Here is a 25,957-nt window from a genome sequence, read left to right as displayed (position 1 = left end):
GGCTTACCATTCAACCAGCAAAAAGTGAATCTATTGAATGATCGGATGTCTTATTGGTGAAGTATTTGCGCTGGAAGCGCCCACAGTCCTGTTGAATGTCAATGGTGTCGGTTATGAAATTGACACCCCGCTGTCAACCTTCTGCCAGTTGCAAAAGGGCCAGAAGGTTACACTGTGGACGCATCTGGTGGTCCGGGAAGACGCACAGCAGCTGTTTGGGTTTATGCATGCACAGGACAAAATCATTTTCCGCACCCTGCTGAAGGTCAATGGTGTCGGCCCCAGGATGGCGCTGGGTATTTTATCCACACTGAGTGTGGAACTGCTGATTCATACCGTTGAAAGTGAAGACATCAACACCCTGATTAAAGTGCCTGGAGTGGGCAAAAAAACCGCTGAACGACTGATGATTGAACTGCGTGATCGCTTTAAGGCACTGGCGGGCGGATCAGCTCCGATAAATTCCACCGCCCCTCAGATCCAGTTCAGTGCAAATTCTCCTGTTGCTGAAGCAGAAGCTGCCTTACAATCTTTAGGCTATAAACCGGCTGAAGCACAAAAAGCAGTGGCTGCAGCAAAAAGTGAATTTACCGAATCTGCCGATATTATCCGTGCTGCACTTAAATCAATGATGAAATAAAGAAAAGAATCCTATGCAAGATCGTCTCATCAGTGGAACCGAAAAACCGGAAGATCATTTTGATCGGGCCATTCGCCCCACCTCACTGGAGGACTATATTGGTCAGCCGGTGGTCCGTGAGCAGATGGAAATCTTTATTGGTGCGGCACGTGGTCGTGGTGAAGCGCTTGACCACACCCTGATCTTTGGCCCACCGGGTCTGGGCAAAACCACACTGGCCAATATTATTGCCCGGGAAATGGGCGGGAATCTGAAATCCACTTCTGGGCCGGTACTGGAACGAGCCGGTGATCTGGCCGCCATGCTGACCAACCTGGAAGAAGGCGATGTATTATTTATTGACGAGATTCATCGTCTTTCTCCGGTAATTGAAGAAATTCTCTATCCGGCAATGGAAGATTATCAGCTGGATATCATGATCGGTGAAGGTCCGGCCGCCCGTTCCATCAAACTGGAACTCCCGCCTTTTACCCTGGTGGCCGCAACCACCCGGGCCGGATTACTGACTTCTCCACTTCGGGATCGCTTCGGCATTGTGCAACGGCTGGAGTTTTATTCTGTTGATGATCTTACTCATATTGTAGCCCGTTCAGCCAGCTTAATGAATGTGCCGACCACCCCGGAAGGTGCCCGGGAAATTGCGCGCCGGGCACGGGGTACGCCACGTATTGCCAACCGGCTGTTACGCCGGGTCCGGGATTATGCTCAGGTCAAGGGCACCGGTGAAGTTACCCGGGAAATGGCACAGCGCGCGCTGGATATGCTGAATGTCGATAAGGACGGACTGGATACGCTGGACCGTCGTTATCTGAGCATGTTACTGGAACGTTTTGATGGTGGCCCGGCCGGAGTGGAAGCGCTCGCCGCAGCAATGGCCGAAGACTCAGGCACACTGGAAGATGTGATTGAACCCTACCTGATTCAACAGGGCTATGCCATGCGTACCGCCAGAGGACGTATTGCCACTGCTCAGGCTTATTTACAATTTGGCATGACACCCCCCGAACCTAAAAACTGATCCTTAAAACGTGATGAATTTTAGGCAATTGAATTCATTTACATTGACTCAATTACCACAGTGATGTTTTATATCCCTTTGTTAAAACAGATCAATGTCAGAGTCATTGGCCAAAGATTCATCCGCCCTGCCAGAAAAGGACCTTATTTCATGCCATCTCAAATTTTAAAATCACTGACTTTAGCGGTCAGCCTGCTTGCGGTTCCATTTTCTCTTTATGCAAAAAATAATGTGGTTGTGGTGGCAACAGGTGGTACCATTGCCGGTGCCGGTGCAAGCTCAACCAACAGTGCAACCTATACTGCGGCAAAAGTTCCTGTCAACGCTCTGTTGGATGCAGTACCGCAGATTCAGAATCTGGCAAATGTTACGGGCGTTCAGGCGCTGCAGATTGCCTCAGAAAGCATCACCGACAAAGAGTTACTTTCTCTTGCCCGTCAGGTCAATGACCTACTGAAAAAACCTGATGTGAATGGCGTTGTCATTACACATGGCACAGACACACTGGAAGAAACTGCATTCTTTTTAAATCTTGTCATTCATTCAGACAAACCAATTGTAGTGGTCGGCTCCATGCGTCCTTCCACAGCCCTGTCCGCAGATGGTCCGTTAAACCTGTACAGTGCCGTTGCACTGGCAGCAGATGAAAGTGCCAGAGGCAAAGGCACCCTGGTCATGATGAATGATGATATTTTTGCAGCCCGTGATGTGACCAAGGGTATTAACATTCACACCAATGCATTCGTCAGTCAGTGGGGCGCACTGGGAACCCTGGTGGAAGGCAAGCCTTACTGGTTCAGACAGTCGGTCAAACGACACAATAAAAGCTCTGAATTCAATATTGAAGACATCAAGGGTGACGCATTACCATCCGTACAGATTGTCTATGGTTCCGGTAATATGCTGCCTGATGCCTACCTCGCCTATGCCAAAGCCGGTGTTAAAGCAATTGTCAATGCAGGAACAGGCAATGGCTCAGTTGCCGGCTATCTGGTACCCACGCTGAACCAATTACAGCAACAGGGCGTACAGATTATCCGTTCTTCACGTGTTCCACAGGGTTTTGTATTACGTAATGCTGAGCAACCGGATGATAAATATGGCTGGGTGGTTGCGCATGACTTCAACCCGCAAAAAGCAAAACTGCTGGCTGCACTTGCGCTGACCAAAGGCAAGGATGCAAAGGAAATCCAGCGTATTTTCTGGGAATACTGATGATGTAACGGATGTTCCATTCATCTATTTAAATCCCCCTTTTAAAAGTGCTGATCTGATTTCAGCACTTTTTTGTTATAGATATTTTTTATGATATACAGCGCTGCCAGGGTCTGACGATCCACGCTGTTGTCGATTCTCCACATGATGATCCGGCAACACAAAGACCTGCAAAAAATAACCGCTGATAGCCCCGTGTCTGGATGAGACCAGTAAAATATTCAGGATAAAATCCATCTGTACTGCCTTTTATGCCATAAATCACGATATGTTTTTATGTTTTTAGCTTGATGCAAAACCTCAGCCAGATATAAAAAACTCCCCGCGGATTCAATTGAAAAACTGACTTTTGTTCATGATCATCATTATGATCAGGCCAATGCTCAAAACCCTGAGCCGGATCAGATCAAAGACATTGCGAATCAAGTAATTGCAACAAAAAAATAAACTGCTGCACGGATGCTCCCGGATCATCCTTTCAAGTCATCCGGGATCAGCTGATCACATTACAGACACGAGCCACTGTATCTGATCCCTGTCTATGGCATTGAAGGCAAGTTTCCTCAGCACGAGCGTGAAAGAGCGTGCTAAAATAATGGCCGGTTCAGCACAGGATTGATTTATGCAGTTTGTACATCTTGGTATTCATACAGAGTTTTCGATTACCGAATCGATTGTACGTGTGCCTGATCTGATTAAAGCTGCTACCAGTGACACCATGCCGGCACTGGCCATTACTGACCTGTCCAATCTGCACGCCGCTGTTAAATTTTCCAGAAGTTGTTTGAGCCAGGGCATTAAACCCATTTTCGGCAGTACCCTGCGCTTAAATGATGCCGAACATAAAGTGACCCTGCTGGCCATGAACAATGATGGCTGGCGTGGTCTGACCGAAGTGGTCTCACGTGGCTTCACAGAAGGCCAGCAGATGAGTATTCCCTGCGTCCAGAAAGACTGGATCCTGGAACAGTCCCAGCACCTGATTGCCCTGCTGGGTTTACACAGTGATGTCGGCCAGATGCTTTGCTCTGCCTATCCACAGAAAGCAGAGCCATTGCTTGAAGCATGGATCGAAAAATTCGGCAATCGGGTCTATCTGGCACTGACCCGGACCGGACGTCCCCAGGAAGAACAGTTCATTCAGGAAGCGGTCCGACTGGCGGCTAAATACCAGATTGGTGTGGTTGCACACAATGATGTGCATTTCATTCACCCGGAAGATTATGAAGCCCACGAAGCCCGTGTCTGTATTGCAGACGGTTATGTACTGGGGGACAATCGTCGTCCCAAACAATACAGCACTGAACAATATTTCAAGACTGCCACACAGATGGTGGCGTTATTTTCAGACATCCCGAGTGCCATTGAAAACAGCTGGCAGATTGCCCGACGCTGTAATGTCAATTTACGACTGGGCTTTAACGATCTACCGGATTATCCCATTCCGGACGGTTATACCATTGATAGCTTCTTTGCCCATATTTCCCGGGAAGGTCTGGAAGAGCGCCTGAATTTTCTTTATCCCCCTGCGGAACGGGATGAAGACTGGCCGGATGTCCGTAAGCCTTATGATGAACGAATTGCCTACGAAATTGATATTATCCTGAAAATGGGTTTCCCGGGTTACTTCCTGATCGTCATGGACTTTATCCAGTGGTCAAAAAACAATGGCGTTCCGGTTGGTCCGGGCCGTGGTTCGGGTGCCGGCTCACTGGTGGCTTACAGTCTGAAAATTACCGATCTGGACCCGCTGCGCTACGACCTGCTGTTTGAACGTTTTCTAAACCCGGAACGTGTCTCCATGCCGGACTTTGACGTGGATTTCTGTATCGCCGGCCGGGACCGGGTCATTGACTATGTCTCCCGTCAGTATGGCCGGGAAGCGGTTTCACAGATCGCCACCTTTGGGACCATGGCGGCCAAAGGCGCCATTCGTGATGTTGCCCGGGTACTGGGTAAGTCCTATGGTCTGGCCGACCGGATTTCCAAAATGGTTCCAACCAAGCCGCTGGGAGTGGATTTACGTGGCGCCATTGAAATGGAGCCACAATTAAAGGATATTGTCACCAACCCATCCAACCCGGATTATGACGATGCAGCCGAAATATGGGAAATGGCGCTTAAGCTTGAAGGCATTACCCGCAATATCGGCAAACATGCCGGCGGTGTCGTCATTGCCCCGAGTAAAATTACTGATTACTCTGCGGTACTCTGTGATGCAGATGGCACCAACCGGGTGGCTCAGTTTGACAAGGACGATGTCGAAGCAGCCGGACTGGTAAAATTTGACTTTCTGGGGTTGCGTAATCTGACCGTCATTGAAGATGCTGTACAGAATATTAATAAACAGATACCACCAGATCAGCAGAAAGTGGATATTGCCCATATTCCACTGAACGATCCCAAAGCCTATTCAATTTTTGCAGATGCCAATACCACGGCAATCTTTCAATTTGAATCCACCGGCATGAAACGAATGCTGAAAGAAGCCCGTCCCAGCAAATTTGAGGAAATTATTGCCTTCGTTTCCCTGTACCGTCCAGGTCCGATGGATCTGATTCCAGATTTTATCCATCGGATGCATGGTGGTGAGTTTGAGTACTTACACCCCTTACTGGAAGGTGTACTGGAACCCACCTACGGCATTATGGTGTATCAGGAACAGGTGATGCAGGCCGCACAATACTGCGCCGGCTATACCCTGGGCGGTGCAGATATGCTTCGTCGTGCCATGGGTAAAAAGAAACCCGAGGAAATGGTCAAGCAGCGTCAGATTTTCATTGAAGGCGCAGCAACCAAACAGATTGACGAAGCCACTGCCAATCATATTTTTGACTATATGGAAAAATTTGCCGGCTATGGCTTTAACAAGTCCCATGCTGCAGCCTATGCATTGGTGGCTTATCAGACCGCCTGGCTCAAAGCCTATTACCCGGCTGAATTCATGTCGGCTGTGCTGTCCTCGGAAATGCAGAATACCGATAACGTGGTATTTTTGATTGATGACTGCCGGAACAACCAGCTGGCGGTGCTGCCACCTTCCATTAATATGTCGCTGTATCAGTTCCATGCCAGTGATGAAAAAACCATTGTCTATGGTCTGGGTGCGATTAAGGGCGTAGGTGAACAGGCCATGCAATCGGTGATTGACTCACGCATGCAGGATGGTCCCTATACAGACCTGTTCGATTTCTGTCACCGGATTGATCTTAAAAAAATCAACAAGCGCACACTGGAAGCACTGATCCGTGCCGGTGCACTCGACTGCCTGCGCATTGAACGTTCCAGTCTGATGGCGCAGTTACCGGAAGCCGTCCAGGCCGCTGAACAGGCCCGTTCCAACCGGGAAACCGGTATGATGGATTTATTTGGTGAGGTGGAAGAAATTCAGCGCAAACCGGCAAAACCGGTGAAGCCCTGGAGTGATGAAGTCCGCCTGAAAGGTGAGAAAGACACGCTGGGACTTTATCTGACCGGTCACCCGATTGATATGTATCGCCCTGAACTGAAAGCGTTCGTTCCGGTCCGGATTAATGAACTGACACCGACCCGCCGTGGTGTCACCACGGTTTTTGCCGGATTGGTGGTGGATGTTGCCAATTTCCCGAACCGAATGATGATCACCCTGGACGATGGAACCGCACGCATAGAAGTCTCTGCAAATCATGAGCGTTTTCAGCGTTTCAGAGAGATTATTCAGAATGAAAAAGTGGTGGTGGTTGAAGGCGAAATTTACGAACGTGAAGGTTTTGACCGCCCGATGGGCCGCCTGAACAAAGCCTTCAGCTTAAATGAAATCCGCCAGAAACGGGCCAGCCACATTGCGATTTCCCTGCCTCCGGAGGTGATCACTAACAGCCTGGCCTCAGAACTGAAAAAAATACTGCTGCCCTTTTGCAATGTGGATATGTGTCAGCATATTCCAGTACAGATTCAACTGGATTATGACTATGCAACGGCTGAATTACAGTTGGCACAGCAATGGAAGGTGGCACCGCTGGATGAGCTTCTCTATGCCCTGCGCGAGTATTTTGGCAAGGAAGCCATTCATATTGAATATCAGGTCAAATCCAGGGCGGCCAGGTCTGCAGAACCCTCACTGCCTGCATCCATGCCGGCGGCTCCGCCCGTCGACATGAGCATGGACGATGCCATGGATCAGTATCAGGCTGAAACTGGTCAGTACTCTTAAATTCCGGAACATATTATGGATCTTATTGACAATGCAGCCGTTTCAGCGCATTTGAGTCATGTACGTATTGTCATGGTTAACACCACGCTGCCAGCCAATATTGGCAGTGCCCTGCGCGCCATGAAAACCATGGGATTATCCCGGCTGGTACTGGTGGCACCGAAAACCTATCCGCATCCGGATATCGACGCCCTGGCGGCCGGTGCAACAGATCTGATTGAACAGATTGAGATCACGGATTCTCTTGAAGATGCCATTCAGGACTGTCAGCTGGTGTTTGGTACCAGCGCCCGGAACCGGACCATTCCCTGGCCTCTGCTTGAAGTCCGTCCTGCTGCCCTGAAATCGATGCAGGCCGTTATCCGCCAGCAACAGGAAATTGCCATTGTTTTTGGTCGGGAAGACCGTGGCCTGACCAATGAAGAGCTTGCATTGGCCAATTATCATGTCACCATTCCGGTCAATACCGATTATGGCGTGCTGAATGTCGCACAGGCCATTCAGATTTTATGTTATGAAATGCGTATGGCCACCCTTGCCCTGACTGATAAACAAGTGGATGATCAGGCCGACATGCCGGTGACCGATGAGCAGGCCATGCGCTGGGACGAACCACTGGTGACCCAGCAGCAAATGCAGCAGTTTTATCCACACCTGGAAAACATGCTGGCTGATATTGAATTTATGGATCCAGATAATCCAAGATTACTTCCTTTACGCTTGCGTCGATTATTTGGTCGTATACAATTGGATCGTATGGAATATCATTTACTCCGTGGCATATTCAGCCGGGTGCAGGCGCTTAACAACGGCACATGGAAAAAATCACAACCAGATGAGGATCAACCCAATGCTTAAACAGCTCAAAGAAGATATACAGGCTGTATTCGCACGCGATCCTGCGGCACGGAATATGCTGGAAGTACTGACCACCTACCCGGGGGTTCATGCAGTGTTCATGCATCGCCTTGCACACGAGTTGTGGAAAAAAGACTGCAAGGGCACCGCACGGCTGCTCTCTTCCTTCAGTCGTTTTGCAACCGGAATTGAAATTCACCCCGGTGCGAAAATCGGCCGGCGTTTTTTTATTGATCACGGCATGGGTGTGGTGATTGGTGAAACCGCAGAAATTGGTGATGATGTCACGCTTTATCATGGGGTGACCCTGGGCGGGACCACCTGGGATAAAGGCAAGCGCCACCCAACCCTCGAAGATGGTGTCATTGTCGGTGCAGGAGCCAAAATTTTGGGGCCATTTACCGTTGGCAGAAATGCCAAAGTCGGTTCCAATGCAGTAGTAACCAAAGCTGTCCCCGAAGGTGTGACTGCAGTCGGCAGTCCGGCCCGGTTTATCTCCCCGGTTAAAACAGCTGAAAATGAGCAGGAAGCACGGCGTCGTGACTATGCTGAAAGTATCGGCTTTCAACCCTATGCTGCTACACAGGATCAATCTGACCCGGTGCTGGAAGGTTTACGGGTGTTACTGGACCGATTACAACAGAATGAAAAACGCATGAATAACTTATGTGAACGTTTGTCACTGCTGGATCCGACTTTTAAAAAACGGCCCCAGGATGAACAACAACCCTATAGTCAGGAAGAATTACAGATTATTGAAGAAGTCAGGCGTGAATGTGAAGCTCAGAATAGCCAATCCAAAGCCTAATGTATAATTTTTAATAACAAAATGCTTTTCAAGTTGCATGTTCAATTTTCTTTTTTTAGACTGTTGAACATGCATTTTTTCACCTATACAACATCTATTCCCGGATAAAACATATGACGATTAAGCCGTTGGCGTACGCTTTGATTGCAGCATCAACCCTGACAGCGTGCAGTACCCCCGTTAAACAGAATAACATTAATAATGACCCTATCGTCTACACGGAACCTGACCTGACATCGGCCTTCTACCCACTGAATCCCTTTAATTATGACCAGCCACCGGCTTTTGAACTGGCCCTGAAAAAAGCTGCGGCTGAACCTGTCAATAAAATGGAAGTGACTGATCCGCAAAACCCTGGCAATAAACTGCTGCTGGACACCAACAAGCTGATTATCCCGACAGTCAACAATAACCAGCGAACCATGAGCTATGCGGTACTGGCCGGTGAAAATGAAATGGATATCACCAGTATTGATGACTTTTTACAGATGGTGGAAGCCAAGGCACGACACTATCCACCGCAGTTCAGTGACCGTCAGGAACGCAAGGGCTTTGAAAGTAAACTCAAGGAAGTCTCTACACAGCTGGACGGTCTGGCCGCAAAGGATAACGCCTCTTTTGATATCCTCATCCGTGCGTTCAAGGCAAGTGTGCTGGGGCGCAACCTGGATCTGGGGTCCAGCTACACCACCAAATCACTGGCCTATGCACAGCGCATTTTAAAACTCAATAAAGATGATCCTGAAGCCAACCTATGGTTCGGTTTCTCTTTATCTGAGGGCGGTGGCCAGAAAGAAGCCGTGCCTTATCTGGATAAAGCCATGAAAGCAGGTGTTCAGGAAGCTTATCTGTCTGCTGCCAACAACTACATTGGCATGGAACAAAAGAAAAATGCCATCCAGACCTTAAAAAACTACAAAGTCAAATACCCTGACGAAGCCGAAGTAGCAGACCGTCTGATTCAGGAAATTGAAAAACAGGGCCGCTATAATGTATGGCAGGTTCTGAAAACCCCGGCACAGCCATAACCGGGCCTGACAACACTGATGAAAAAATAGACTGAACATTCAGTCTATTTTTTTGATCAGCAAATTGCAATCTCTGCTGAATATCGTATGATCACAGCATTACCCTCGACCTTCTCTCTCAAGATCAGTATGCAGCATTCCAAAAAAAATATTCTGCTTGCCTCCATTGCTGTTGTCGCCACCATGGCATTCAGCGGTTGTCAGGTGGTCAGCGTCAAAAACCAGAAGGTCAACGTAACGCTGGCCAATGAGCGGGACAGCATTCTGACACGCTCCAGAATGAGTGAAGCCAGCCTGAATGTACTGTCCATGACCGGTCGTGAAGCAAAGGTCTGTACTGAAAATCCTGTCAACTGCGTACAGGAACTGGAAAAAATCCCACAGATTCAGGATGAACAGCTGCTTTCCACCGCCAGCGAAATTTATCTGACCAAAGCGCTGGCCCTCGGCACATCTTCAAGCTGTAAAATGGGTTTATTGTCCAGGCATCAGTCCAGGGAAAAACAACAGGCTGATCAGCAAAGTTATCATCAGTGCCTGGATGAACAGATGAACTTACTGGATAAAAGCATCCGTTATAGTTATGCCTACCTGTTTAAGAGTAAACGTCATCCTCAGGACCGGATTTTTGATAACAGACAGGTTCAGATCCGTGACTTTTATAATCAGGCACTCGCCAGACTGATCAGCACCTATTATCTGCGGCACCAGGATCAGAAAGTCAGAAAACAGATTCAGGTTGGTCAAAGTACCTACCTGATTGATTATGAAAACTATCCACAACTGGCCCATACTACACTGGACAGTCTGCTCTCCAGCTATAACTTTAACTTTTCAGGTTTACGGTCCATTAACCGCAGGGATGGTTTCGGTGCTGAATTTGTTGCCATTCTGCCGGACTCAAAAGCACCCGAAGAAGATAAATATATTATTGATCCGGTACATCATCGGTATCAGAACGGCATCAACCCCAACATTCATCCGCCCCGGTATTTATCTGTCACCATCACGGCAGAGCCTGTCAATGCGAAGCAATCGGTTGACAGTATTTTAAACAGTCCTGATTTTCAGCTGAAAGTTTTTGACCCCTACAGCGTCAGCAGCCTGAAAGTCGGCGCAAAGGATTACCCATTGGCAGCCAACTTTTCTGCGCCCTACGGCCTGTGGCTGGCAGAAAATAATCTGGGCATTGCCGCTTATCTCAGTTTAATTGACCGGGATAAACGTCTGACCATGCCACATTTATACATGCTCGAACCCTATAATCCCCAGAAAAAAGTGATTGTACTGATTCATGGCCTGGCCAGCAGTCCGGAAGCCTGGATCCGACTGACCAATGATGTCATGGGTGATCCTGTGCTGCGTGATCACTATCAGGTCTGGCAGATTTTTTATTCCACCAATATGCCGATCCTGGAAAGCCGATTCCAGATTAATACCATCATTAATCAGACCTTTAACTCGCTGGACCAGAATTCATCTTCAGTCAGGGATGCGGTACTCATCGGTCACAGTATGGGCGGAATTATTGCCCGTTTACTGGTCAGTGACGCAAACCTGACTCAGCCGGCCATAAAAATGATGAAAAACCACCAGATCAGCCAGTTTCAGAAAAATCAAGTGCTGATGGAACGACTGCAAATCAATTCAGTGCCAAACTTCAGCCGGGCCATCTTTATTGCCTCGCCACACCGGGGTACAGATTTTGCTGACCGATGGTTTACCCTGGCCGCACGCAGGATTATTAAATTACCGGGCGCATTCCTGGGTGCCCTTGCAGATGCAGTCGATGACAAGGATATGGATATCAGAAACCTACTGAAAGATGCCGGCCAGGGATTGGTACAAAATGGTCCAAGTGACCTGAGTCACAACTCTAAATTCACCCATTTGACAGAAAATATCATGCCAAAAAATGGCATGGTTTATCACTCCATTATGGGAAATATTACCAATAGCCATGATCCAAAGGTCATGACAGATGGCATTGTGCCTTATACCAGCTCACATCTGGACGGCGCCGTTTCCGAAAAAATCATCAAAGGCGGACATTCCATTCAGGAAACTCCGGAGGCAGTATTGGAGTTAAGACGAATTCTCAGACTGCATCTGAACCAGCTGGGCCTGTATAAATAGACCTGGGCTGTACACCGGCAGACCCAGGATCATCAGGTTTTTTTACAGCAATACTGCATCACTTTGATCCCTTGTGCCATGCCATAAAAATGACATTATGCTAAACTGTCATGCCCTGCGGCGTATGATTCCATACAGATTTTAGTTCATCGGGCTGAAAAAATACCTGTTGGCTTGCCCCGCATGCACTCCATCATTTATGTCAAAAATGGGACCGTATCATGGCAAACAGATTTGAATTCCAGCTCCGCGTATATATTGAAGATACTGATGCCGGAGGAATTGTTTACCATGCCAATCATATCCGTTTTATGGAACGTGCCCGCACCGAATGGCTGCGTGCCTCGGGCATAGATCACTATTGGCATCAGAAAGATTATGGCTTTGTGGTACATAAAATTGCGCTGAAGTACTCAAGACCCATTCTGATGGATGATTTTATTACTGTTACAGCAAGTGTAGTTTCGTGTAAAGCTACGTCATTTGTATTGCAACAGGATATTTATCGTGGTGAAATCATGCTTGCTTCCGGCGAGGTGGAACTGGCATGTATCAGCGCAGAAATGAAACCCCGCAGAATTCCTGAGCAAATCCGTGATTTAATTCAGAAAACCTTAAATCATGAATAAAAAACATCATTGGCACATGTAATTATGGCAACACACATCGAATCTTCTCTTCACGTTTCTGATTTAATTTTACAGGCCAGCCCTGTGGTTCAACTGGTCATGCTGGTGCTGGTGCTGGCTTCTCTGTTCAGCTGGTATCTGATTGCCAGAATGCACATGGGATATAAAAAAGCCAGTCAGCAGGATGAACACTTTCAGAAAATTTTCTGGTCCGGTGCAGAACTGAATACCCTGTTTAATAATGCCCAGCTGAATTCAAAGCGCGAAGGCCTGGAAGATATCTTCTATCAGGGTTTAGGCGAATTTTTAAAACTGAAAAAACGACATGCTGAAACCACACCGATGATTGAAGGCACAGAACGTATTTTACGGGTCGGTCTCAGTCGTGACCAGAGTCGTCTGGAACAGGGTTTAAGTGCACTGGCCAGTATCGGTTCCGTTGCTCCCTATGTCGGTTTATTCGGCACGGTCTGGGGCATTATGAATGCTTTTATTGGCCTGGCACAGGTTGATCAGGTCACACTGGCAACTGTGGCACCAGGCATTGCCGAGGCGCTGATTGCAACAGCCATTGGTCTATTTGCAGCAATTCCTGCCGTATTGGCCTTTAACCACTACACCGCTAAAAGCGAAGAAATTTACTCTGATCGTGCTTTATTTGCCGAGGAAATGGTGGCGCTGCTGCAACGTCAGTCTGTGGGATCTGCACAGGAAAATGACTGATGGCGATTCAACGATCCGGACGCTTTGAGCGTATTAAAAAGCCCCTGAAAAGTGATATGAATGTCGTCCCGTATATCGACGTGATGTTGGTTCTGCTGGTCATTTTTATGGTCACAGCACCCATGATTACCACCGGGGTTGATGTCGATTTACCGCAGGCAAATAACAACCCGATTGAATCAAAAGATGCACCGGCCATGGTGACACTGGATGCGAGCGGTAAAATTCTGCTGACTTATAAGGAGCATCGGGATGAAGCATTATCCCTGGAACAGCTCCAGGAAGTTTTAAGCACAGCGCAATCAGAAGCTGAAGCAAATAAACATCAACTGACGGTGATGATCAATGGCGATAAATCCCGGGCCTATGGCGATGTCATGAGCCTGATGGCAACATTACAGGATGCCGGATTAACCCAGGTTGGATTACTGACCAAGCCAGTAAAGTAACATATGAAAGATCTCACGCAGCCACAATCCACAGAAAAAAAAATTGCACTTGGATTTACCATCGGGGTCCATATAGTAGCGATTACAGCTTTACTTTTTCTGGGAATGAGTAAGCCCCCTGAACCGCCCAGACCCATCAAAACTGTTCTGGTGAAACCGGAGGACCTGGCTCCACTACAACAGACAGATTCCACCGAAACAGCCGACACTCAGGTTGCAGAGCATGTCCAGCAGACAGCTGAGCCTGATCAGACTGCACCTGAAATTCCTGTTGCTGCTGCACAACCTGTTCAGCAACCAAAAGCGGATATGCAAAAAGCACTGGCAGAAGCAAAAGCCGTAGAAGCAAGACAGGCTCAGGCCAAAGCAGAAGCGGCTGAGAAAGCCAGAGCGGACGCTGCAGAAAAAGCCCGACAGGCGAAAACAGCTGCGGAAAAAACCCGGGCGGACGCTGAAGCAAAAGCGGCAGCGGATGCCGCTGCAAAGGCTAAAGCAGATGCTGCCGAAAAAGCCAAAGCTGACGCTGCTGCAAAAGCCAAAGCAGATGCCGCGACAAAGGCCAAGACTGAAGCTGCTGCAAAGGCTAAAGCTGACGCCACTGCAAAAGCCAAAGCGGATGCCGCTGCAAAGGCTAAAGCTGATGCTGCTGCAAAAACCAAAGCTGACGCTGCTGCAAAAGCCAAAGCAGATGCTGCCGAAAAAGCCAAAGCGGATGCCACTGCAAAAGCCAAAGCTGACGCTGCTGCAAAGGCCAAAGCTGACGCTGCTGCAAAAGCCAAAGCTGACGCTGCTGCAAAGGCCAAAGCTGACGCTGCTGCAAAAGCCAAAGCAGATGCTGCCGCAAAAGCCAAAGCAGATGCTGCTGCAAAAGCCAAAGCTGACGCTGCTGCAAAAGCCAAAGCAGATGCTGCCGCAAAAGCCAAAGCAGATGCTGCTGCAAAAACCAAAGCTGACGCTGCTGCAAAAGCCAAAGCAGATGCTGCCGCAAAAGAACAGGCAGATGCAGAAGCAAAAGCATCTTCTGCCAAAAAAGCAGCAGAAGACGCGGCCAATAAAAAAGCTGAAGTCCGAAAAATTGCATCTTCTGCCAAACGTGATTTTGAGAACAAAATCAAAGGTGCATGGCGGATGCCACCAGGCTCTTCAGGACAGAAAGCAACTGCTCGTGTAACTTTAACAGATAGTGGAGCTGTCGCCTCTGTCGTTGTCAATGCATCTGATCCAGACGTGAAAGCCAGTGTGGAACAGGCTGTCCGTGCAGCAGCGCCTTATCCGATGCCTTCGGACCCCGATGCACGACGTGAAGCCAAAAGCTTCAGCTCATCATTTACAGTTAAATAAAACCAGTTAACTCTGCATTCACCCTGTCCCGACAGGGTGAATGCTTATTCAGACATCAGGTTTCACCGGCAGAGTTGTCCATAAGAACCTTAAGATGGATCTACAAATTTTATGACTGAATAAAAATTCATCTTAGATTCATATTTACATGCTTTATATAGATTAAAATCATGTCTGTATGTTACAAAGCTAAAACCAACGAAAAACCCGTATTTGAGTACATGGCGCCCAATGAAAATCACGTCTAAACATTTTTTAGGTCTGGCAATTATCGCAGCGTTCAGCCCTGCCGTAATTACAACCTCATATGCACAACTTCATTTAGAAATTGCCAAGGCACCGGAACAGGCCCCTAAAATTGCCATCGTGCCCTTCAGTGGTGATCAGTCCATTTATCCCATTGTGGAAAATGACCTGAACCGCTCTGGACGCTTTACCAGTGCTTCAAAAAATTTACCTGCAACCGCCAGTTTAAACAATGTCAATGCAGAGGCATGGAAAGCTGCCGGTGTTCCCTATGTGGTTTTAGGCAATGTCAAACCGAATCCGGACGGCAGCCTTGCAGTGCAATACCAGCTGTATGATGTGGACAAACAGAAATTTCTGCTGAATGAACTGCTGACTGTTCCTGCATCACGTGTCCGTTCAGCGGCGCATATGATCAGTGATGCAATTTACCAGGCACTGACGGGGATTCCCGGAGACTTCAGCGGCCGCATTGCCTATGTACTGCGTAACCCGGCCACACCGGAACAGCGTTACACCCTGCAGATTGCAGACAGTGACGGCGAACGGCCCAAGACTGTACTCAGCTCACGTGATCCGATTCTTTCACCGGCCTGGACGCCGGATGCAAAAAAAATTGCCTATGTTTCTTTTGAAACCAAACGCCCGGCCATTTATGTACAGGATCTGGCCACCGGCCAGCGTGAAAAACTGGCTGCATTCCGCGGTCTGAATGGCGCACCGAGTTTCTCCCCGGACGGTAAATACATGCTGTTTACTGCATCCATACATGGTAATCCTGAAATTTATCAGATGGATCTGAGTACACGCCAGCTGCAACGCATGACCAATGACAGCGCCATTGATACAGAAGCACGCTACGCTCCGGATGGTAAATCCTTTATTTTCACCTCGGATCGGGGTGGTTCAGCACAGATTTACCGCTATAGCTTTGCTGATGGCAGTACCCGGCGCCTGACCTTCCGTGGCGCATTCAATGCACGTGGTACCCTGAGTGCAGATGGCAAATATGTGGCATTGGTACACCGCCCATCCGGCAGTAACTATAAAGTGGCCATTCAGGAAATTTCGACCGGTATCACCAATATACTGACGCCAACTACCCTGGATGAATCTCCAAGCTTTTCACCCAATGGACAGATGGTGGTCTATGCAACCCGTGAAGGCAATCGTGGATTATTGTCCATTATGTCCACCGATAGCCGCTTCCGCATGAATTTACCAAGTGAACAGGGCGAAGTGCGTGAACCGGCATGGGCACCCAAATAAATACCTCTATACTTTTTAAAGACTACCTTCATGGAGATGAGTATGAATACTCTTAAATATTTAGCGTTACCCCTTCTTGCAGCCAGCCTGGTGATGACCGGTTGTGCCAGTCGCAAACCTGCTGCTGAAGTGACTGCGGGCACCAATCCAAATGGTGCGGTCAGTACCGATGGCTTAAGTGAAGATGCCGCTCTGAATGCACAGAATCTGACGGGTGCTTCTGCAAAAGGCGTGACAGACGCCAATAAGGCATTCCTGGCAAAACGTGCCGTACACTTTGACTATGACAGCAGTGACCTGTCCACTGAAGACTACCAGACCCTTCAGGCGCATGCCCAGTTTCTGATTGCCAATGCCAACTCTAAAATTGCCCTGACCGGTCATACAGATGAACGTGGCACCCGTGAATACAACATGGCATTGGGTGAGCGCCGTGCCAAGGCCGTACAGAGCTATTTAATCACCAACGGTGTCAATGCCAGCCAGCTGGAAGCTGTCAGCTATGGTAAGGAAATGCCAATTAATCCGGGTCACAATGACGCCGCATGGAAAGAAAACCGTCGTGTGGAACTCAACTATGAAGCTGTTCCTCCCCTGCTGAAATAATCGATCCGACATAAAAAAGCGCTCATTGAAATGAGCGCTTTTTTACGAAATCAATTAAATTAGGCGTCTGACTCTGCCTGAGCAGAATTCTGCAGGGATTCAATCAGATCATGTTTATTGAATTTCTTATATTCAGGTTTAACCTCATAATCCTTCCATGCATCCTTCATATGTTCAGCACTGATTTCATCCAGATCAATACCTTCACTTTCGGTCGGAGTCGCTTCAAACTTCTGAGTCGTCATGTGAGTACTCCCTCTATCCATGCTTCTGCAAATTAAACATAGCACTTTCCCCAACACTTGCAAGGGAAAAATCGCAACAAATAACACAGGATCATTTTTATTTTGTCCTGAACTCATCTAAAATAACAGAACTATTGAATTTATCAGCCTTATTGCCAGCGCGGAGCAGCCCTGATTATGTCTTATCGCACCTTATCCCAATACCTGGAACAGCAATCAGAACCAGGACAGGGAAATCTGACAGCTGAACTGGCGGATGTCATTCAGACCATTGCCACCACCTGTAAAACCATTGATCAGGCATTGCAAAAGGGTGCACTGGCCGGTGTGCTGGGCAGTGCTGAACATGAAAATGTCCAGGGCGAAACACAAAAAAAACTCGATGTCATTTCAAACGATTATCTGATCGATGCATTAAAAACCCATCAGAATGTCGGTGGATTGGCGTCTGAGGAACTCGATGATTTCACGCCTGCACAGGAAAATGGTCAGTACCTGGTGTTATTTGACCCATTGGATGGTTCAAGCAATATCGATATCAATATGTGTGTCGGCACCATTTTCTCCATTCTTCCTGCAAAAAATGCACGGACTCAGGCCAGTGATTTCATGCAGCCAGGCACACAACAGGTTGCAGCCGGCTATGTGCTGTATGGTCCATCCACCATGATGGCGCTGACCATCGGTACCGGCGTGGTGTTCTTTACCCTGGACCCTGAAAGCCAGCAGTTTCTGCTGACTTCTGAAAATGTTCAGGTTGCAGCCGAGACAAAGGAATATGCAATTAATGCGTCCAATCAGCGTCACTGGGAAGAGCCGGTGAAACGCTATATTGCCGAGCTTCAGGCCGGAAAAACCTCCGTCCGTGAAAAAGATTTCAACATGCGCTGGGTGGCCTGTATGGTGGGTGACATTCATCGTATTCTGTGCCGCAGTGGTATTTTCCTGTATCCATACGATACAAAGGATCCACAAAAAGCAGGTCGGTTGCGCCTGATGTATGAAGCCAATCCCATGAGTATGCTGATGGAGCAGGCAGGTGGTGCCGCAACAACAGGCCGTGTCCGGATTCTGGACATTCAGCCGACCGAACTGCATCAGCGTGTTCCTGTGGTGATCGGTTCCAGCAGCGAAGTTGAACGTGTCACCAGCTATCATCAATCACATCAGTAACGCAAACCTCCATTACTCAAAACCGGGCGTCTGTTCACACACGGACGCCCGTGGATCAGCTGCCCATGCCCACGATTTTCCTGGAATCCAGAGACAACCCGAAAATTAAACACTTACGTGGTTTGATTGAACAAAACACTTATCGTAAAAAACAGGGCCAGACGGTACTGGAAGGCACCCATCTGTGCCTGTCATGGCTGGAGCAAAACCGGAAAATCAATTCCATATTCACCACAGAACATGCACTTGAACACACCGATTTTGATGCCATTACGGCCTACTACCAGGGAACCATCTTTGTTCTGAGTGAATCACTCTATAAAGATTTAAGCACATTGGGCACCACCCTTGCCTGCCTGGCTATTGTAGATTTACCCAGTTCCAGTCAGTCGCTGAATTTCGAAGCGGATACCCTCATCCTGGAAAATGTTCAGGACCCGGGCAATGTCGGCACCCTGCTGCGCTCTGCTGCCGCGGCAGGAATCCGACAGGTGGTCTGCACCACAGGTTCTGCATCGCTCTGGTCACCCCGGGTACTACGGGCGGGCATGGGCGCTCATTTTTCATTGCAGACCTATGAAAACATTACGCTGGAACAATTGCTGGAACAATTCAGCATCCCGGTTTATGTCACCAGTTCACATCATTCGGACAGTCTTTACAATAAAGACTTAAGCCAGCCCTGTGTATGGATTCTGGGCAATGAAGGTCAGGGCGTATCTGATTATGCACTGACGCATGCCAAAGCAGTCAGCATTCCACAGCCCGGCGGACAGGAGTCGCTGAATGTGGCGAGCGCAGGTACGGTCTGTTTTTTTGAAATGGTCCGGCAGCGGCTTTAAACGTTAAATTATTGTAAATACAGCCTCAAGCCCCACAAAATCATTTACACTGTTAAAATAATTGCTTAAGTTGTCAACCTATCATTATTTTAAAACGTTATATAACTAATGATTTTTAAAATAATGGTGGGTACCCTATGACGGGATTTTCCATCTCTATGGACTTAGCACCAAAACATTCACAGTCTGAGAAAGCCAGTACCCAGGTGGGTACGACTGAACAACGCCTGAAATATTTTATGCAGGACGTGACTGGACGTGCACTGGTGATGATGGAAAGTGCCACACAGGGCCAGAATGGTATTGCCATGGATCTGGTACAGGAAGCTTTTATATCGCTGCATAAAGCCTATGCCGACAAAAGTACCGAAGAATGGTATCCGCTGTTCTACACCATTTTAAACAATAAACTACAGGACTGGCGCCGTCGGGAAGCGCGCCGGGCATCGCCTTTTTCTTTATTCAGAAAAACAAATCTGGATTCAGACGACCATGAAGCCATGGATGTGGTGGACGACTCCACCCCCAACCCGCTTCAGTTCCTGGACCAGCAACTGACTGTTGAAGAAATTCAGGACGCCATCAACAAACTTCCGGCCCGCCAGCAACAGGCTTTTATGTTAAGGGCCTGGGAAGGCTTTGATACCCAGACAACAGCACAAATTATGAATTGCAGTGAAGGCAGTGTTAAAACGCATTACCATCGTGCAATTCAGGGTTTAAAAACAACATTAGCTCATTTAAATCCTTATATGGGAGGGTCATCTGATGAATCATGATGATTTTACAAAACAGGTTATTTCCAGACTGGATGGTCTTGCAAAACACCATCGCAATAAAGTCATGGTCATGAATAATGTCCTGGAGCAGATTCAGGATAAATCGGTATCACGTTATCGCTCCTGGAAAATGACAGGTTTCGCACTGGCTGCTGCCATTACCGGTTTTGCGATATTACCCAATGCATTGGAACTCAGTGAAAAATCGCCTACTCAGCAAGTGATTGTCAGCCCCAAACTTTCACCGCAAATGGTGGAGGATCTGGAAATGTTATCGGTATTCGGCGAGGACAAAACCGCTCATGGCAGCTAGAAAACTAATGCTGGCATTCTGTGCGCTCAGTGTTCTGCAAAGCAGTTTTGCCGGTTTTGAACGTTTCTGGATTTTTTCAAAAGACACAGACAAGCAGGCCGGTGAAACCTGGAATGCTTTGTCTGAGGATGAACAGCGCGCGTTAATCAAACGATATCAGAACTTAAGGGAAATTCCGGAAGAGCAAAGTGATGCACTACAGCAGCGCATGGATTGGTTTACCCAGCTGCCTGAACAGGAAAAACAAAAAATGCGTGAAGCCTGGCAACAAATGAGCACCAGTGAACGCAATGAATTGCGCAAAAAAATGCAAAAAGCATCCACCGCTGAGCAGCGTACTGAAATCAGGGAACACTATCTGCAAAAATATTTAGAGATACAGCAAACCTCTTCAGTTCATTAAAAATCGGGCCTCCCATTGGGAGGCCATTGGCTGATCAGCTTGAAGCAATAACTCAAAAATACAGCATCTGTTATAAATAATCCCCTGCCTGCTCCGGCTGATAAATCACTTTTTCAATTTTTACTTTCATCAGCTGACCATCCGGCTGAGGCCATTCGATCTGCTGGCCTTCCGTCAGTCCCAGAATCGCAGCGCCAATAGGGGCCAATACATTCACCTGCCCTTTCTCACCATGAAAATCATGTGGATAAACCAGGCTTACTTCGGTCGGCTCAGTTGCCGGTGCAAGGCTGATCAGTACTTTTGCATTCATGCTCACCACATTTGCCGGCACATCCTGTGGAGCAACCACTTCAGCCCGTGCCAGTTCATCTTCAAGATGCTGCATGGTCGCCGTGAATTGCGTCTGATGTTCCAGCATGGTCTGCAAACGCTGTAAGTCCTGTGATGAAATAATAATATCCGGTTTTGTCATCGTCTGATGTCCTGTATTTAATCTATTCAATCCGGCAAATCAATCACCGGTCTGGCATTTTTGTTTCAAGTACGGTGCGCTGCTCACAATGTCTGTAGACAGGTGATTATGCACTGTTTCCAGGCGCCATAAAAAAGCCTCCCTGAGGAGGCCTTTTCAGGGATCAGGGCTTATTTTGCATAAACCGGAAATCTGGCACATACCACAGCCACTTTTTCTTTCACGGCATTGATCACTGCTGCATCACCCTTACTGTCAAGAATATCTGCAATCCATCCGGCCAGATCACGCACTTCCACTTCACCAAAACCACGTGTTGTCACCGCTGGCGTACCAATGCGGATCCCCGAGGTAACAAATGGAGAACGTGGATCATTTGGAACCGCATTTTTATTAACGGTAATATGTGCAGCGCCCAGCCAGGCATCTGCATCTTTACCGGTAATATCCTGTTTGATTAAGGACAACAGGAATAAATGGTTTTCAGTCCCGCCGGATACCACATCATAGCCACGCTGAATCAGTACTTCAGCCATCGCCTGAGCATTTTTCACCACCTGCTGCTGATACACTTTATATTCCGGTGTCATGGCTTCCTTAAAACAGATCGCCTTGGCCGCAATCACATGAACCAACGGCCCACCCTGATTACCCGGAAAAACCGCAGACTGAAGTTTTTTCTCAATTTCTTCATTGGCCTTTGCCAGAATCAGACCTGAACGCGGGCCACGCAGGGTTTTATGTGTGGTTGTCGTGGTCACATCTGCAATCTGAACCGGATTCGGATAGACCCCGGCTGCCACCAGACCTGCAATATGCGCCATGTCCACAAATAAATAAGCACCCACTTTGTCAGCAATGTCACGGAAACGCTGCCAGTCCACCACCTGACTATAGGCAGAGAAACCGGCCACGATCATGCGCGGTTTATGTTCCAGTGCCAGACGCTCCACTTCTTCGTAATCAATCTCGCCAGTTTCCGTATTTAAACCATACTGCACTGCATTATAGGTTTTACCTGAAAAGCTGACTTTGGCCCCGTGTGTCAAATGACCGCCATGAGCAAGACTCATCCCCAGCACGGTATCCCCTGGATTCAGAAGTGCCAGATAAACTGCTGAGTTGGCCTGAGAACCGGCATGCGGCTGAACATTGGCATAGTCAGCACCAAAGAGTTGCTTTGCACGGTCAATCGCCAATTGTTCAATAATGTCAACATATTCACAACCACCATAATAGCGTTTGCCTGGATAGCCTTCCGCATATTTGTTCGTGAGTTTTGATCCCTGTGCTTCCATCACTGCCGGAGAACAGTAGTTTTCAGAGGCAATTAACTCAATGTGCGCTTCCTGGCGCTCATCTTCTGCATCAATTGCTTTTGCTAATTCTGGATCAAATTCAGAAATGGAAATATTGGCGAACATTAGCGATGGGTCCTATCAATCAGGGCTTTTAAGCCGTGCTAAAATTGCGCATATTGTAGCATGAATTTGTTATTAAGCAGCGTGAAGTTTGCTCAGCATCAAATAAAAATGGCCCATGTCACACGCAACATAAGCCATTCGGAACCCCCATCAACATCAGACCTTTTCGTCTGACTCTGACCTGAATCCCTGCTACTGCACAACCATCCAGATATTATTTAGACAGCATATCTGTCACATCATTGACAATGTTATCAATATTCGCTTCATAGGCTGTAACGTGAGTCCACTCGGCGTTTTTAATATAGTTCACTTTGGTTCCCAGCGCCTCAGCCTGTTTAAACAGCCGGTCTGTTGCCCGTACAGGCACGGAGATATCTGCCTCACCCTGATAAATGGTTATTGGTGTTTTGACCCGGACCTGTAATGGCTGCGAATCCTTATCCATGAATTTCCTGATAATCGACTGCTGCATAAAGTTGTCGACAGTACGCGGGTAACCATCCAGGGTCTGGTTATGCGTCTCTGCATACTGATTCATGGCTGCTTCAAACTGGTTGATCATCGGCCACATACAGGCAGTTTCTGCACTGCTGGCCATTTCATCCATCGGAGATTTAAAAGCCTGACTGTACTGATACTTCGGATAAATACCTCTCAGTCCTGCAACAATCATGGATGTAAATACATCCCACTGACGATAGAAGGCAATCTTTTCTGCCACCGTTCCATTGGCCACTGCTGCATTACCACTGGTAATAATGAATTCAAAATTTGATCCAGGAGCAACGGCGATACTGCCCTTATAATCCAGATTTGCACGGGTTGCATACTGGGCGGCCCCAAGTGCCGCCTGTCCGCCCTGGGAATGACCGACAGCCACCCATTTTTCAGAGGTTTTGTTTTTCAGCCAGCTGCGTGTAGCCACGACTGCATCAGTAATGGAATAGGCACCACTTTTCAGGTTCAGATAAGGATGCATTTGCTGCCCCCCCGGCTCTCCCAGTCCCTCATAATCCGGTGCAACCACTACATAACCCTGGGCCAGCAATTTGGTAATCATGCTTTTAATCGCTGTCGGCATTACGTTACGGCTGGGAGCACAGTCATCTGCAAGACCCGTTGTCGGGTGAGCCCATACCACAATTGGCCATCCGCCTGCCGGAGCAGCCGTCTTAGGCGTAAATACCTCTGCTGTCGCCTGAACCACATTACCTTTAACACCCTTCATTTTATAGGTCATGATGACGCTGTCAGCCGCCACGTCCGACATATCATCCAGCGTATATGGTGTTGTCCGCACAACAGGGTTTTTAATGTTATTGACATCAACAGCAGCCGATGGCCTTATTGTATGATGGTGATGGGTTTTGCCATGATGACTGGCTTGTATATCATGGTTGGCTTTACTTTCAAAAGCCACCAGTCCTGAACTGAGTAATAGAACCGTAAGAAGCGTCTTTTTCATGTCATGATCCTTTTAAATCGTTATATTTCATTGTTTTTTACGAAATTCAGAAAACCTACTTCTTTAAGAATGAATTCATCATCACATAAAAACATTACGAGTAGTTCACAAAATATAGAGGATATTTTGTTCAATGCGCAATATATTTTTAAGTAATTCTTAAATGTTCACACAATCAGCCCCACACCAAATTCATAAATCATGATGTATTTTAATATTTTAGAGATAAACCGCATCCTGCCATTATTTGTATAAAATTATGTAAAGTTTATGATCGAATAGAATGAAATTTCCACAATACAATAAAAAATGGCCTATGTTGATTAACATAGGCCATTTGACATCAGCGCCTGCCTGTTTTTAGCCGTGCAGCTTCGACGATCGCATCGACAAAACAAGCGGCCCCACGATAATCAGCACATTACTTAGACAACATATCGTTGACATTGGTCACAATATTATCAATATTATCTTCAAAGGCCGTAACGTGAGTCCACTCGGCGTTTTTAATATAATTGATCCTGGTCCCGAGGACTCCAGCTCTTGCATACAGAACATCGGTTACCTGTGCCGGTACTGTAGTATCTGCCAGCCCCTGATACATCACAATCGGAGTCTTGATCTGTACCTGTAATGGCTGTGAATCCTCTTCCAGAAACTTTCTGATAATCGGCTGTTGTATAAAGCCATCCACAGTCCGTGGGTAACCATTCAGTGTCTGATTACTGGCGGCATAAGTCGCCATTCCGGCAGCAAACTGCTGATACAGTGGTTCCAGACAGATTGTTTCTGCATTTTTGGCAATATCGTCAGTCGGTGATTTAAATGCCTGATTATATTGGAATGTCGGATTGTTACTTTTCAATCCTGCTGCAATAAATGCAGTATACACATCCAGTGCTGCATAAACCGGGATCTGTTGATCCGGGATTGCACTGGCAACTGATGCATTACCGCCGGTGATAATCAGTTCAAGATAGGATGGAGGAGCAACCACAACGGTTCCCTTATAGTCCATATTTGCACGGGCTGCATATTGTGCAGCACCCAATGCAGCATGTCCGCCCTGGGAAGCCCCAACAGTCATCCATTTACCGGACGCCCTGCTTCCCAGCCAGTTCCGTGCTGCAACCACAGCATCGGTAATTGAATACGCTTCGCTTTTTAAGTTCAGGAAAGGATGTAATTCCTGGCCTCCTGGTTCTCCCAACCCTTCATAGTCAGGGGCAACCACAACATACCCCTGGGCCAGCAGTTTCTTGATCATTTTCTCGACCGAAGTGTCCAGGACTTTCCGACTTGGCGCACAGCTATCTGCAACGCCGTTTGCACCATGTGCCCAGACCACAATAGGCCATCCGCCCGCAGGAGCCGGTGTCTTCGGTGTAAATACCTGAGCAGTTGCCTGAACTTCATTGCCATTGACCCCTTGCATTTTATAGGTCATGACAATACTGTCAGTGGCCACCGCCGACATATCCGTCAATGTGTAGGCCGTTGTGGTCACTACAGGATTCTGGATCTGATTGACCTCTGTATTATCAGAAGGTGATGCAGCATTAGAACCATCATCACTGCCATTACAGGCCGTCAGCAATAATCCGGAACTGAGCAATAAAGCTGTCAGCAGATTCTTTTTCATGTGTCCATCCTTAAATCGATTATTTTTTTCTCACC

24 protein-coding genes are annotated in these 25,957 nt (G+C 47.7%); 19 read left to right on the top strand and 5 right to left on the bottom strand.

Annotated elements, in window-relative coordinates; genetic code table 11:
- Positions 1–37: 37 nt before the first annotated feature.
- The 14 genes from ruvA to pal all read left to right on the top strand — a co-directional run bounded on the left by ruvA (position 38) and on the right by pal (position 17,158).
- Positions 38–640: a Holliday junction branch migration protein RuvA gene (gene ruvA / locus ACT6PV_RS05480; RefSeq protein WP_445115441.1), complete on the top strand. Its 603-nt coding sequence runs from the start codon at positions 38–40 to the stop codon at positions 638–640.
- Between the two features lie 13 nt (positions 641–653).
- The gene (gene ruvB, locus ACT6PV_RS05475; protein WP_445115440.1) at positions 654–1,658 is read left to right on the top strand and encodes a Holliday junction branch migration DNA helicase RuvB; all 1,005 of its coding nucleotides are present in this window, start codon (positions 654–656) and stop codon (positions 1,656–1,658) included.
- A 150-nt stretch (positions 1,659–1,808) separates the two neighbouring features.
- The gene (locus ACT6PV_RS05470) at positions 1,809–2,873 is read left to right on the top strand and encodes an asparaginase (RefSeq protein ID WP_445115439.1); all 1,065 of its coding nucleotides are present in this window, start codon (positions 1,809–1,811) and stop codon (positions 2,871–2,873) included.
- 622 nt (positions 2,874–3,495) lie between these two features.
- Positions 3,496–7,065: a DNA polymerase III subunit alpha gene (gene dnaE, locus ACT6PV_RS05465; protein WP_445115438.1), complete on the top strand. Its 3,570-nt coding sequence runs from the start codon at positions 3,496–3,498 to the stop codon at positions 7,063–7,065.
- 15 nt (positions 7,066–7,080) lie between these two features.
- A complete protein-coding gene (locus tag ACT6PV_RS05460) occupies positions 7,081–7,923 on the top strand; it encodes an RNA methyltransferase (RefSeq protein WP_445115437.1) in 843 nt (280 codons plus the stop codon).
- Positions 7,916–8,731: a serine O-acetyltransferase gene (cysE, locus tag ACT6PV_RS05455; RefSeq protein WP_445115436.1), complete on the top strand. Its 816-nt coding sequence runs from the start codon at positions 7,916–7,918 to the stop codon at positions 8,729–8,731. Before ACT6PV_RS05460 ends, cysE begins: the two co-directional genes overlap by 8 nt.
- Positions 8,732–8,844: 113 nt before the next feature.
- Positions 8,845–9,759 (top strand): ABUW_2363 family tetratricopeptide repeat lipoprotein, encoded by a 915-nt coding sequence (locus ACT6PV_RS05450; RefSeq protein WP_445115435.1) that lies wholly within the window; start codon positions 8,845–8,847, stop codon positions 9,757–9,759.
- A gap of 129 nt (positions 9,760–9,888) precedes the next feature.
- The gene (locus ACT6PV_RS05445) at positions 9,889–11,895 is read left to right on the top strand and encodes an esterase/lipase family protein (protein ID WP_445117039.1); all 2,007 of its coding nucleotides are present in this window, start codon (positions 9,889–9,891) and stop codon (positions 11,893–11,895) included.
- Positions 11,896–12,116: 221 nt separating this feature from the next.
- Positions 12,117–12,524 carry a tol-pal system-associated acyl-CoA thioesterase gene (ybgC, locus tag ACT6PV_RS05440; protein WP_445115434.1) on the top strand — a complete coding sequence of 136 codons (408 nt, stop codon included), beginning with the start codon at positions 12,117–12,119 and terminating at the stop codon, positions 12,522–12,524.
- A 24-nt stretch (positions 12,525–12,548) separates the two neighbouring features.
- A complete protein-coding gene (gene tolQ, locus ACT6PV_RS05435; protein ID WP_445115433.1) occupies positions 12,549–13,247 on the top strand; it encodes a protein TolQ in 699 nt (232 codons plus the stop codon).
- The gene (gene tolR / locus ACT6PV_RS05430) at positions 13,247–13,696 is read left to right on the top strand and encodes a protein TolR (protein ID WP_445115432.1); all 450 of its coding nucleotides are present in this window, start codon (positions 13,247–13,249) and stop codon (positions 13,694–13,696) included. Before tolQ ends, tolR begins: the two co-directional genes overlap by 1 nt.
- Positions 13,697–13,699: 3 nt before the next feature.
- Positions 13,700–15,037, top strand: coding sequence for a cell envelope integrity protein TolA (tolA, locus tag ACT6PV_RS05425; protein ID WP_445115431.1), 1,338 nt, complete (start codon positions 13,700–13,702; stop codon positions 15,035–15,037).
- A gap of 231 nt (positions 15,038–15,268) precedes the next feature.
- Positions 15,269–16,552, top strand: a complete 1,284-nt coding sequence (gene tolB / locus ACT6PV_RS05420) for a Tol-Pal system beta propeller repeat protein TolB (protein WP_445115430.1) — start codon at positions 15,269–15,271, stop codon at positions 16,550–16,552.
- A gap of 42 nt (positions 16,553–16,594) precedes the next feature.
- Entirely contained in the window at positions 16,595–17,158 is a 564-nt protein-coding gene (gene pal, locus ACT6PV_RS05415; protein ID WP_445115429.1) for a peptidoglycan-associated lipoprotein Pal, read from the top strand.
- A 59-nt stretch (positions 17,159–17,217) separates the two neighbouring features.
- Here pal and ACT6PV_RS05410 read toward each other — a convergent pair whose 3' ends face one another.
- Positions 17,218–17,403 (bottom strand): NF038105 family protein, encoded by a 186-nt coding sequence (locus tag ACT6PV_RS05410; RefSeq protein WP_445115428.1) that lies wholly within the window; start codon positions 17,401–17,403, stop codon positions 17,218–17,220.
- A gap of 177 nt (positions 17,404–17,580) precedes the next feature.
- Between ACT6PV_RS05410 and ACT6PV_RS05405 the strand changes: the two genes are divergently transcribed.
- From ACT6PV_RS05405 to ACT6PV_RS05385, 5 genes are all read left to right on the top strand, one after another.
- Positions 17,581–18,576, top strand: coding sequence for a class 1 fructose-bisphosphatase (locus ACT6PV_RS05405; RefSeq protein ID WP_445115427.1), 996 nt, complete (start codon positions 17,581–17,583; stop codon positions 18,574–18,576).
- Between the two features lie 65 nt (positions 18,577–18,641).
- Positions 18,642–19,418 carry a TrmH family RNA methyltransferase gene (locus ACT6PV_RS05400; protein WP_445115426.1) on the top strand — a complete coding sequence of 259 codons (777 nt, stop codon included), beginning with the start codon at positions 18,642–18,644 and terminating at the stop codon, positions 19,416–19,418.
- A gap of 158 nt (positions 19,419–19,576) precedes the next feature.
- Positions 19,577–20,197 (top strand): RNA polymerase sigma factor, encoded by a 621-nt coding sequence (locus tag ACT6PV_RS05395; RefSeq protein ID WP_445115425.1) that lies wholly within the window; start codon positions 19,577–19,579, stop codon positions 20,195–20,197.
- Positions 20,187–20,510: a hypothetical protein gene (locus ACT6PV_RS05390; RefSeq protein ID WP_445115424.1), complete on the top strand. Its 324-nt coding sequence runs from the start codon at positions 20,187–20,189 to the stop codon at positions 20,508–20,510. The genes ACT6PV_RS05395 and ACT6PV_RS05390 overlap by 11 nt, the downstream gene beginning before the upstream one ends.
- Positions 20,500–20,913, top strand: coding sequence for a DUF3106 domain-containing protein (locus ACT6PV_RS05385; RefSeq protein WP_445115423.1), 414 nt, complete (start codon positions 20,500–20,502; stop codon positions 20,911–20,913). The genes ACT6PV_RS05390 and ACT6PV_RS05385 overlap by 11 nt, the downstream gene beginning before the upstream one ends.
- Positions 20,914–20,983: 70 nt before the next feature.
- Here the strand turns inward: ACT6PV_RS05385 and rnk are convergent, their stop codons facing one another.
- The 4 genes from rnk to ACT6PV_RS05365 form a co-directional block, all read right to left on the bottom strand.
- On the bottom strand, positions 20,984–21,388 hold the full coding sequence (gene rnk, locus ACT6PV_RS05380) for a nucleoside diphosphate kinase regulator (RefSeq protein ID WP_445115422.1): 405 nt from the start codon (positions 21,386–21,388) through the stop codon (positions 20,984–20,986).
- Between the two features lie 170 nt (positions 21,389–21,558).
- Positions 21,559–22,812 (bottom strand): serine hydroxymethyltransferase, encoded by a 1,254-nt coding sequence (glyA, locus tag ACT6PV_RS05375; protein WP_445115421.1) that lies wholly within the window; start codon positions 22,810–22,812, stop codon positions 21,559–21,561.
- A gap of 214 nt (positions 22,813–23,026) precedes the next feature.
- Positions 23,027–24,280, bottom strand: coding sequence for an alpha/beta hydrolase (locus tag ACT6PV_RS05370; RefSeq protein WP_445115420.1), 1,254 nt, complete (start codon positions 24,278–24,280; stop codon positions 23,027–23,029).
- A 421-nt stretch (positions 24,281–24,701) separates the two neighbouring features.
- Positions 24,702–25,922 (bottom strand): alpha/beta fold hydrolase, encoded by a 1,221-nt coding sequence (locus ACT6PV_RS05365; protein WP_445115419.1) that lies wholly within the window; start codon positions 25,920–25,922, stop codon positions 24,702–24,704.
- Between the last annotated feature and the right edge of the window lie 35 nt (positions 25,923–25,957).

The sequence above is a fragment of the Acinetobacter sp. WZC-1 genome (assembly GCF_052544965.1).
The sequence above is the reverse complement of the archived record's forward strand: the minus strand, read 5'-3'. Positions and strand labels throughout refer to the sequence as shown.

Bases quoted from the DNA above. Each gene is read 5' to 3' on its own strand.
- ruvA (WP_445115441.1), top strand. From the start codon at position 38: ATGATCGGATGTCTTATTGGTGAAGTATTTGCGCTGGAAGCGCCCACA.
- ruvB (WP_445115440.1), top strand. From the start codon at position 654: ATGCAAGATCGTCTCATCAGTGGAACCGAAAAACCGGAAGATCATTTT.
- ACT6PV_RS05470 (WP_445115439.1), top strand. From the start codon at position 1,809: ATGCCATCTCAAATTTTAAAATCACTGACTTTAGCGGTCAGCCTGCTT.
- dnaE (WP_445115438.1), top strand. From the start codon at position 3,496: ATGCAGTTTGTACATCTTGGTATTCATACAGAGTTTTCGATTACCGAA.
- ACT6PV_RS05460 (WP_445115437.1), top strand. From the start codon at position 7,081: ATGGATCTTATTGACAATGCAGCCGTTTCAGCGCATTTGAGTCATGTA.
- cysE (WP_445115436.1), top strand. From the start codon at position 7,916: ATGCTTAAACAGCTCAAAGAAGATATACAGGCTGTATTCGCACGCGAT.
- ACT6PV_RS05450 (WP_445115435.1), top strand. From the start codon at position 8,845: ATGACGATTAAGCCGTTGGCGTACGCTTTGATTGCAGCATCAACCCTG.
- ACT6PV_RS05445 (WP_445117039.1), top strand. From the start codon at position 9,889: ATGCAGCATTCCAAAAAAAATATTCTGCTTGCCTCCATTGCTGTTGTC.
- ybgC (WP_445115434.1), top strand. From the start codon at position 12,117: ATGGCAAACAGATTTGAATTCCAGCTCCGCGTATATATTGAAGATACT.
- tolQ (WP_445115433.1), top strand. From the start codon at position 12,549: ATGGCAACACACATCGAATCTTCTCTTCACGTTTCTGATTTAATTTTA.
- tolR (WP_445115432.1), top strand. From the start codon at position 13,247: ATGGCGATTCAACGATCCGGACGCTTTGAGCGTATTAAAAAGCCCCTG.
- tolA (WP_445115431.1), top strand. From the start codon at position 13,700: ATGAAAGATCTCACGCAGCCACAATCCACAGAAAAAAAAATTGCACTT.
- tolB (WP_445115430.1), top strand. From the start codon at position 15,269: ATGAAAATCACGTCTAAACATTTTTTAGGTCTGGCAATTATCGCAGCG.
- pal (WP_445115429.1), top strand. From the start codon at position 16,595: ATGAATACTCTTAAATATTTAGCGTTACCCCTTCTTGCAGCCAGCCTG.
- ACT6PV_RS05410 (WP_445115428.1), bottom strand. From the start codon at position 17,403: ATGACGACTCAGAAGTTTGAAGCGACTCCGACCGAAAGTGAAGGTATT.
- ACT6PV_RS05405 (WP_445115427.1), top strand. From the start codon at position 17,581: ATGTCTTATCGCACCTTATCCCAATACCTGGAACAGCAATCAGAACCA.
- ACT6PV_RS05400 (WP_445115426.1), top strand. From the start codon at position 18,642: ATGCCCACGATTTTCCTGGAATCCAGAGACAACCCGAAAATTAAACAC.
- ACT6PV_RS05395 (WP_445115425.1), top strand. From the start codon at position 19,577: ATGGACTTAGCACCAAAACATTCACAGTCTGAGAAAGCCAGTACCCAG.
- ACT6PV_RS05390 (WP_445115424.1), top strand. From the start codon at position 20,187: ATGAATCATGATGATTTTACAAAACAGGTTATTTCCAGACTGGATGGT.
- ACT6PV_RS05385 (WP_445115423.1), top strand. From the start codon at position 20,500: ATGGCAGCTAGAAAACTAATGCTGGCATTCTGTGCGCTCAGTGTTCTG.
- rnk (WP_445115422.1), bottom strand. From the start codon at position 21,388: ATGACAAAACCGGATATTATTATTTCATCACAGGACTTACAGCGTTTG.
- glyA (WP_445115421.1), bottom strand. From the start codon at position 22,812: ATGTTCGCCAATATTTCCATTTCTGAATTTGATCCAGAATTAGCAAAA.
- ACT6PV_RS05370 (WP_445115420.1), bottom strand. From the start codon at position 24,280: ATGAAAAAGACGCTTCTTACGGTTCTATTACTCAGTTCAGGACTGGTG.
- ACT6PV_RS05365 (WP_445115419.1), bottom strand. From the start codon at position 25,922: ATGAAAAAGAATCTGCTGACAGCTTTATTGCTCAGTTCCGGATTATTG.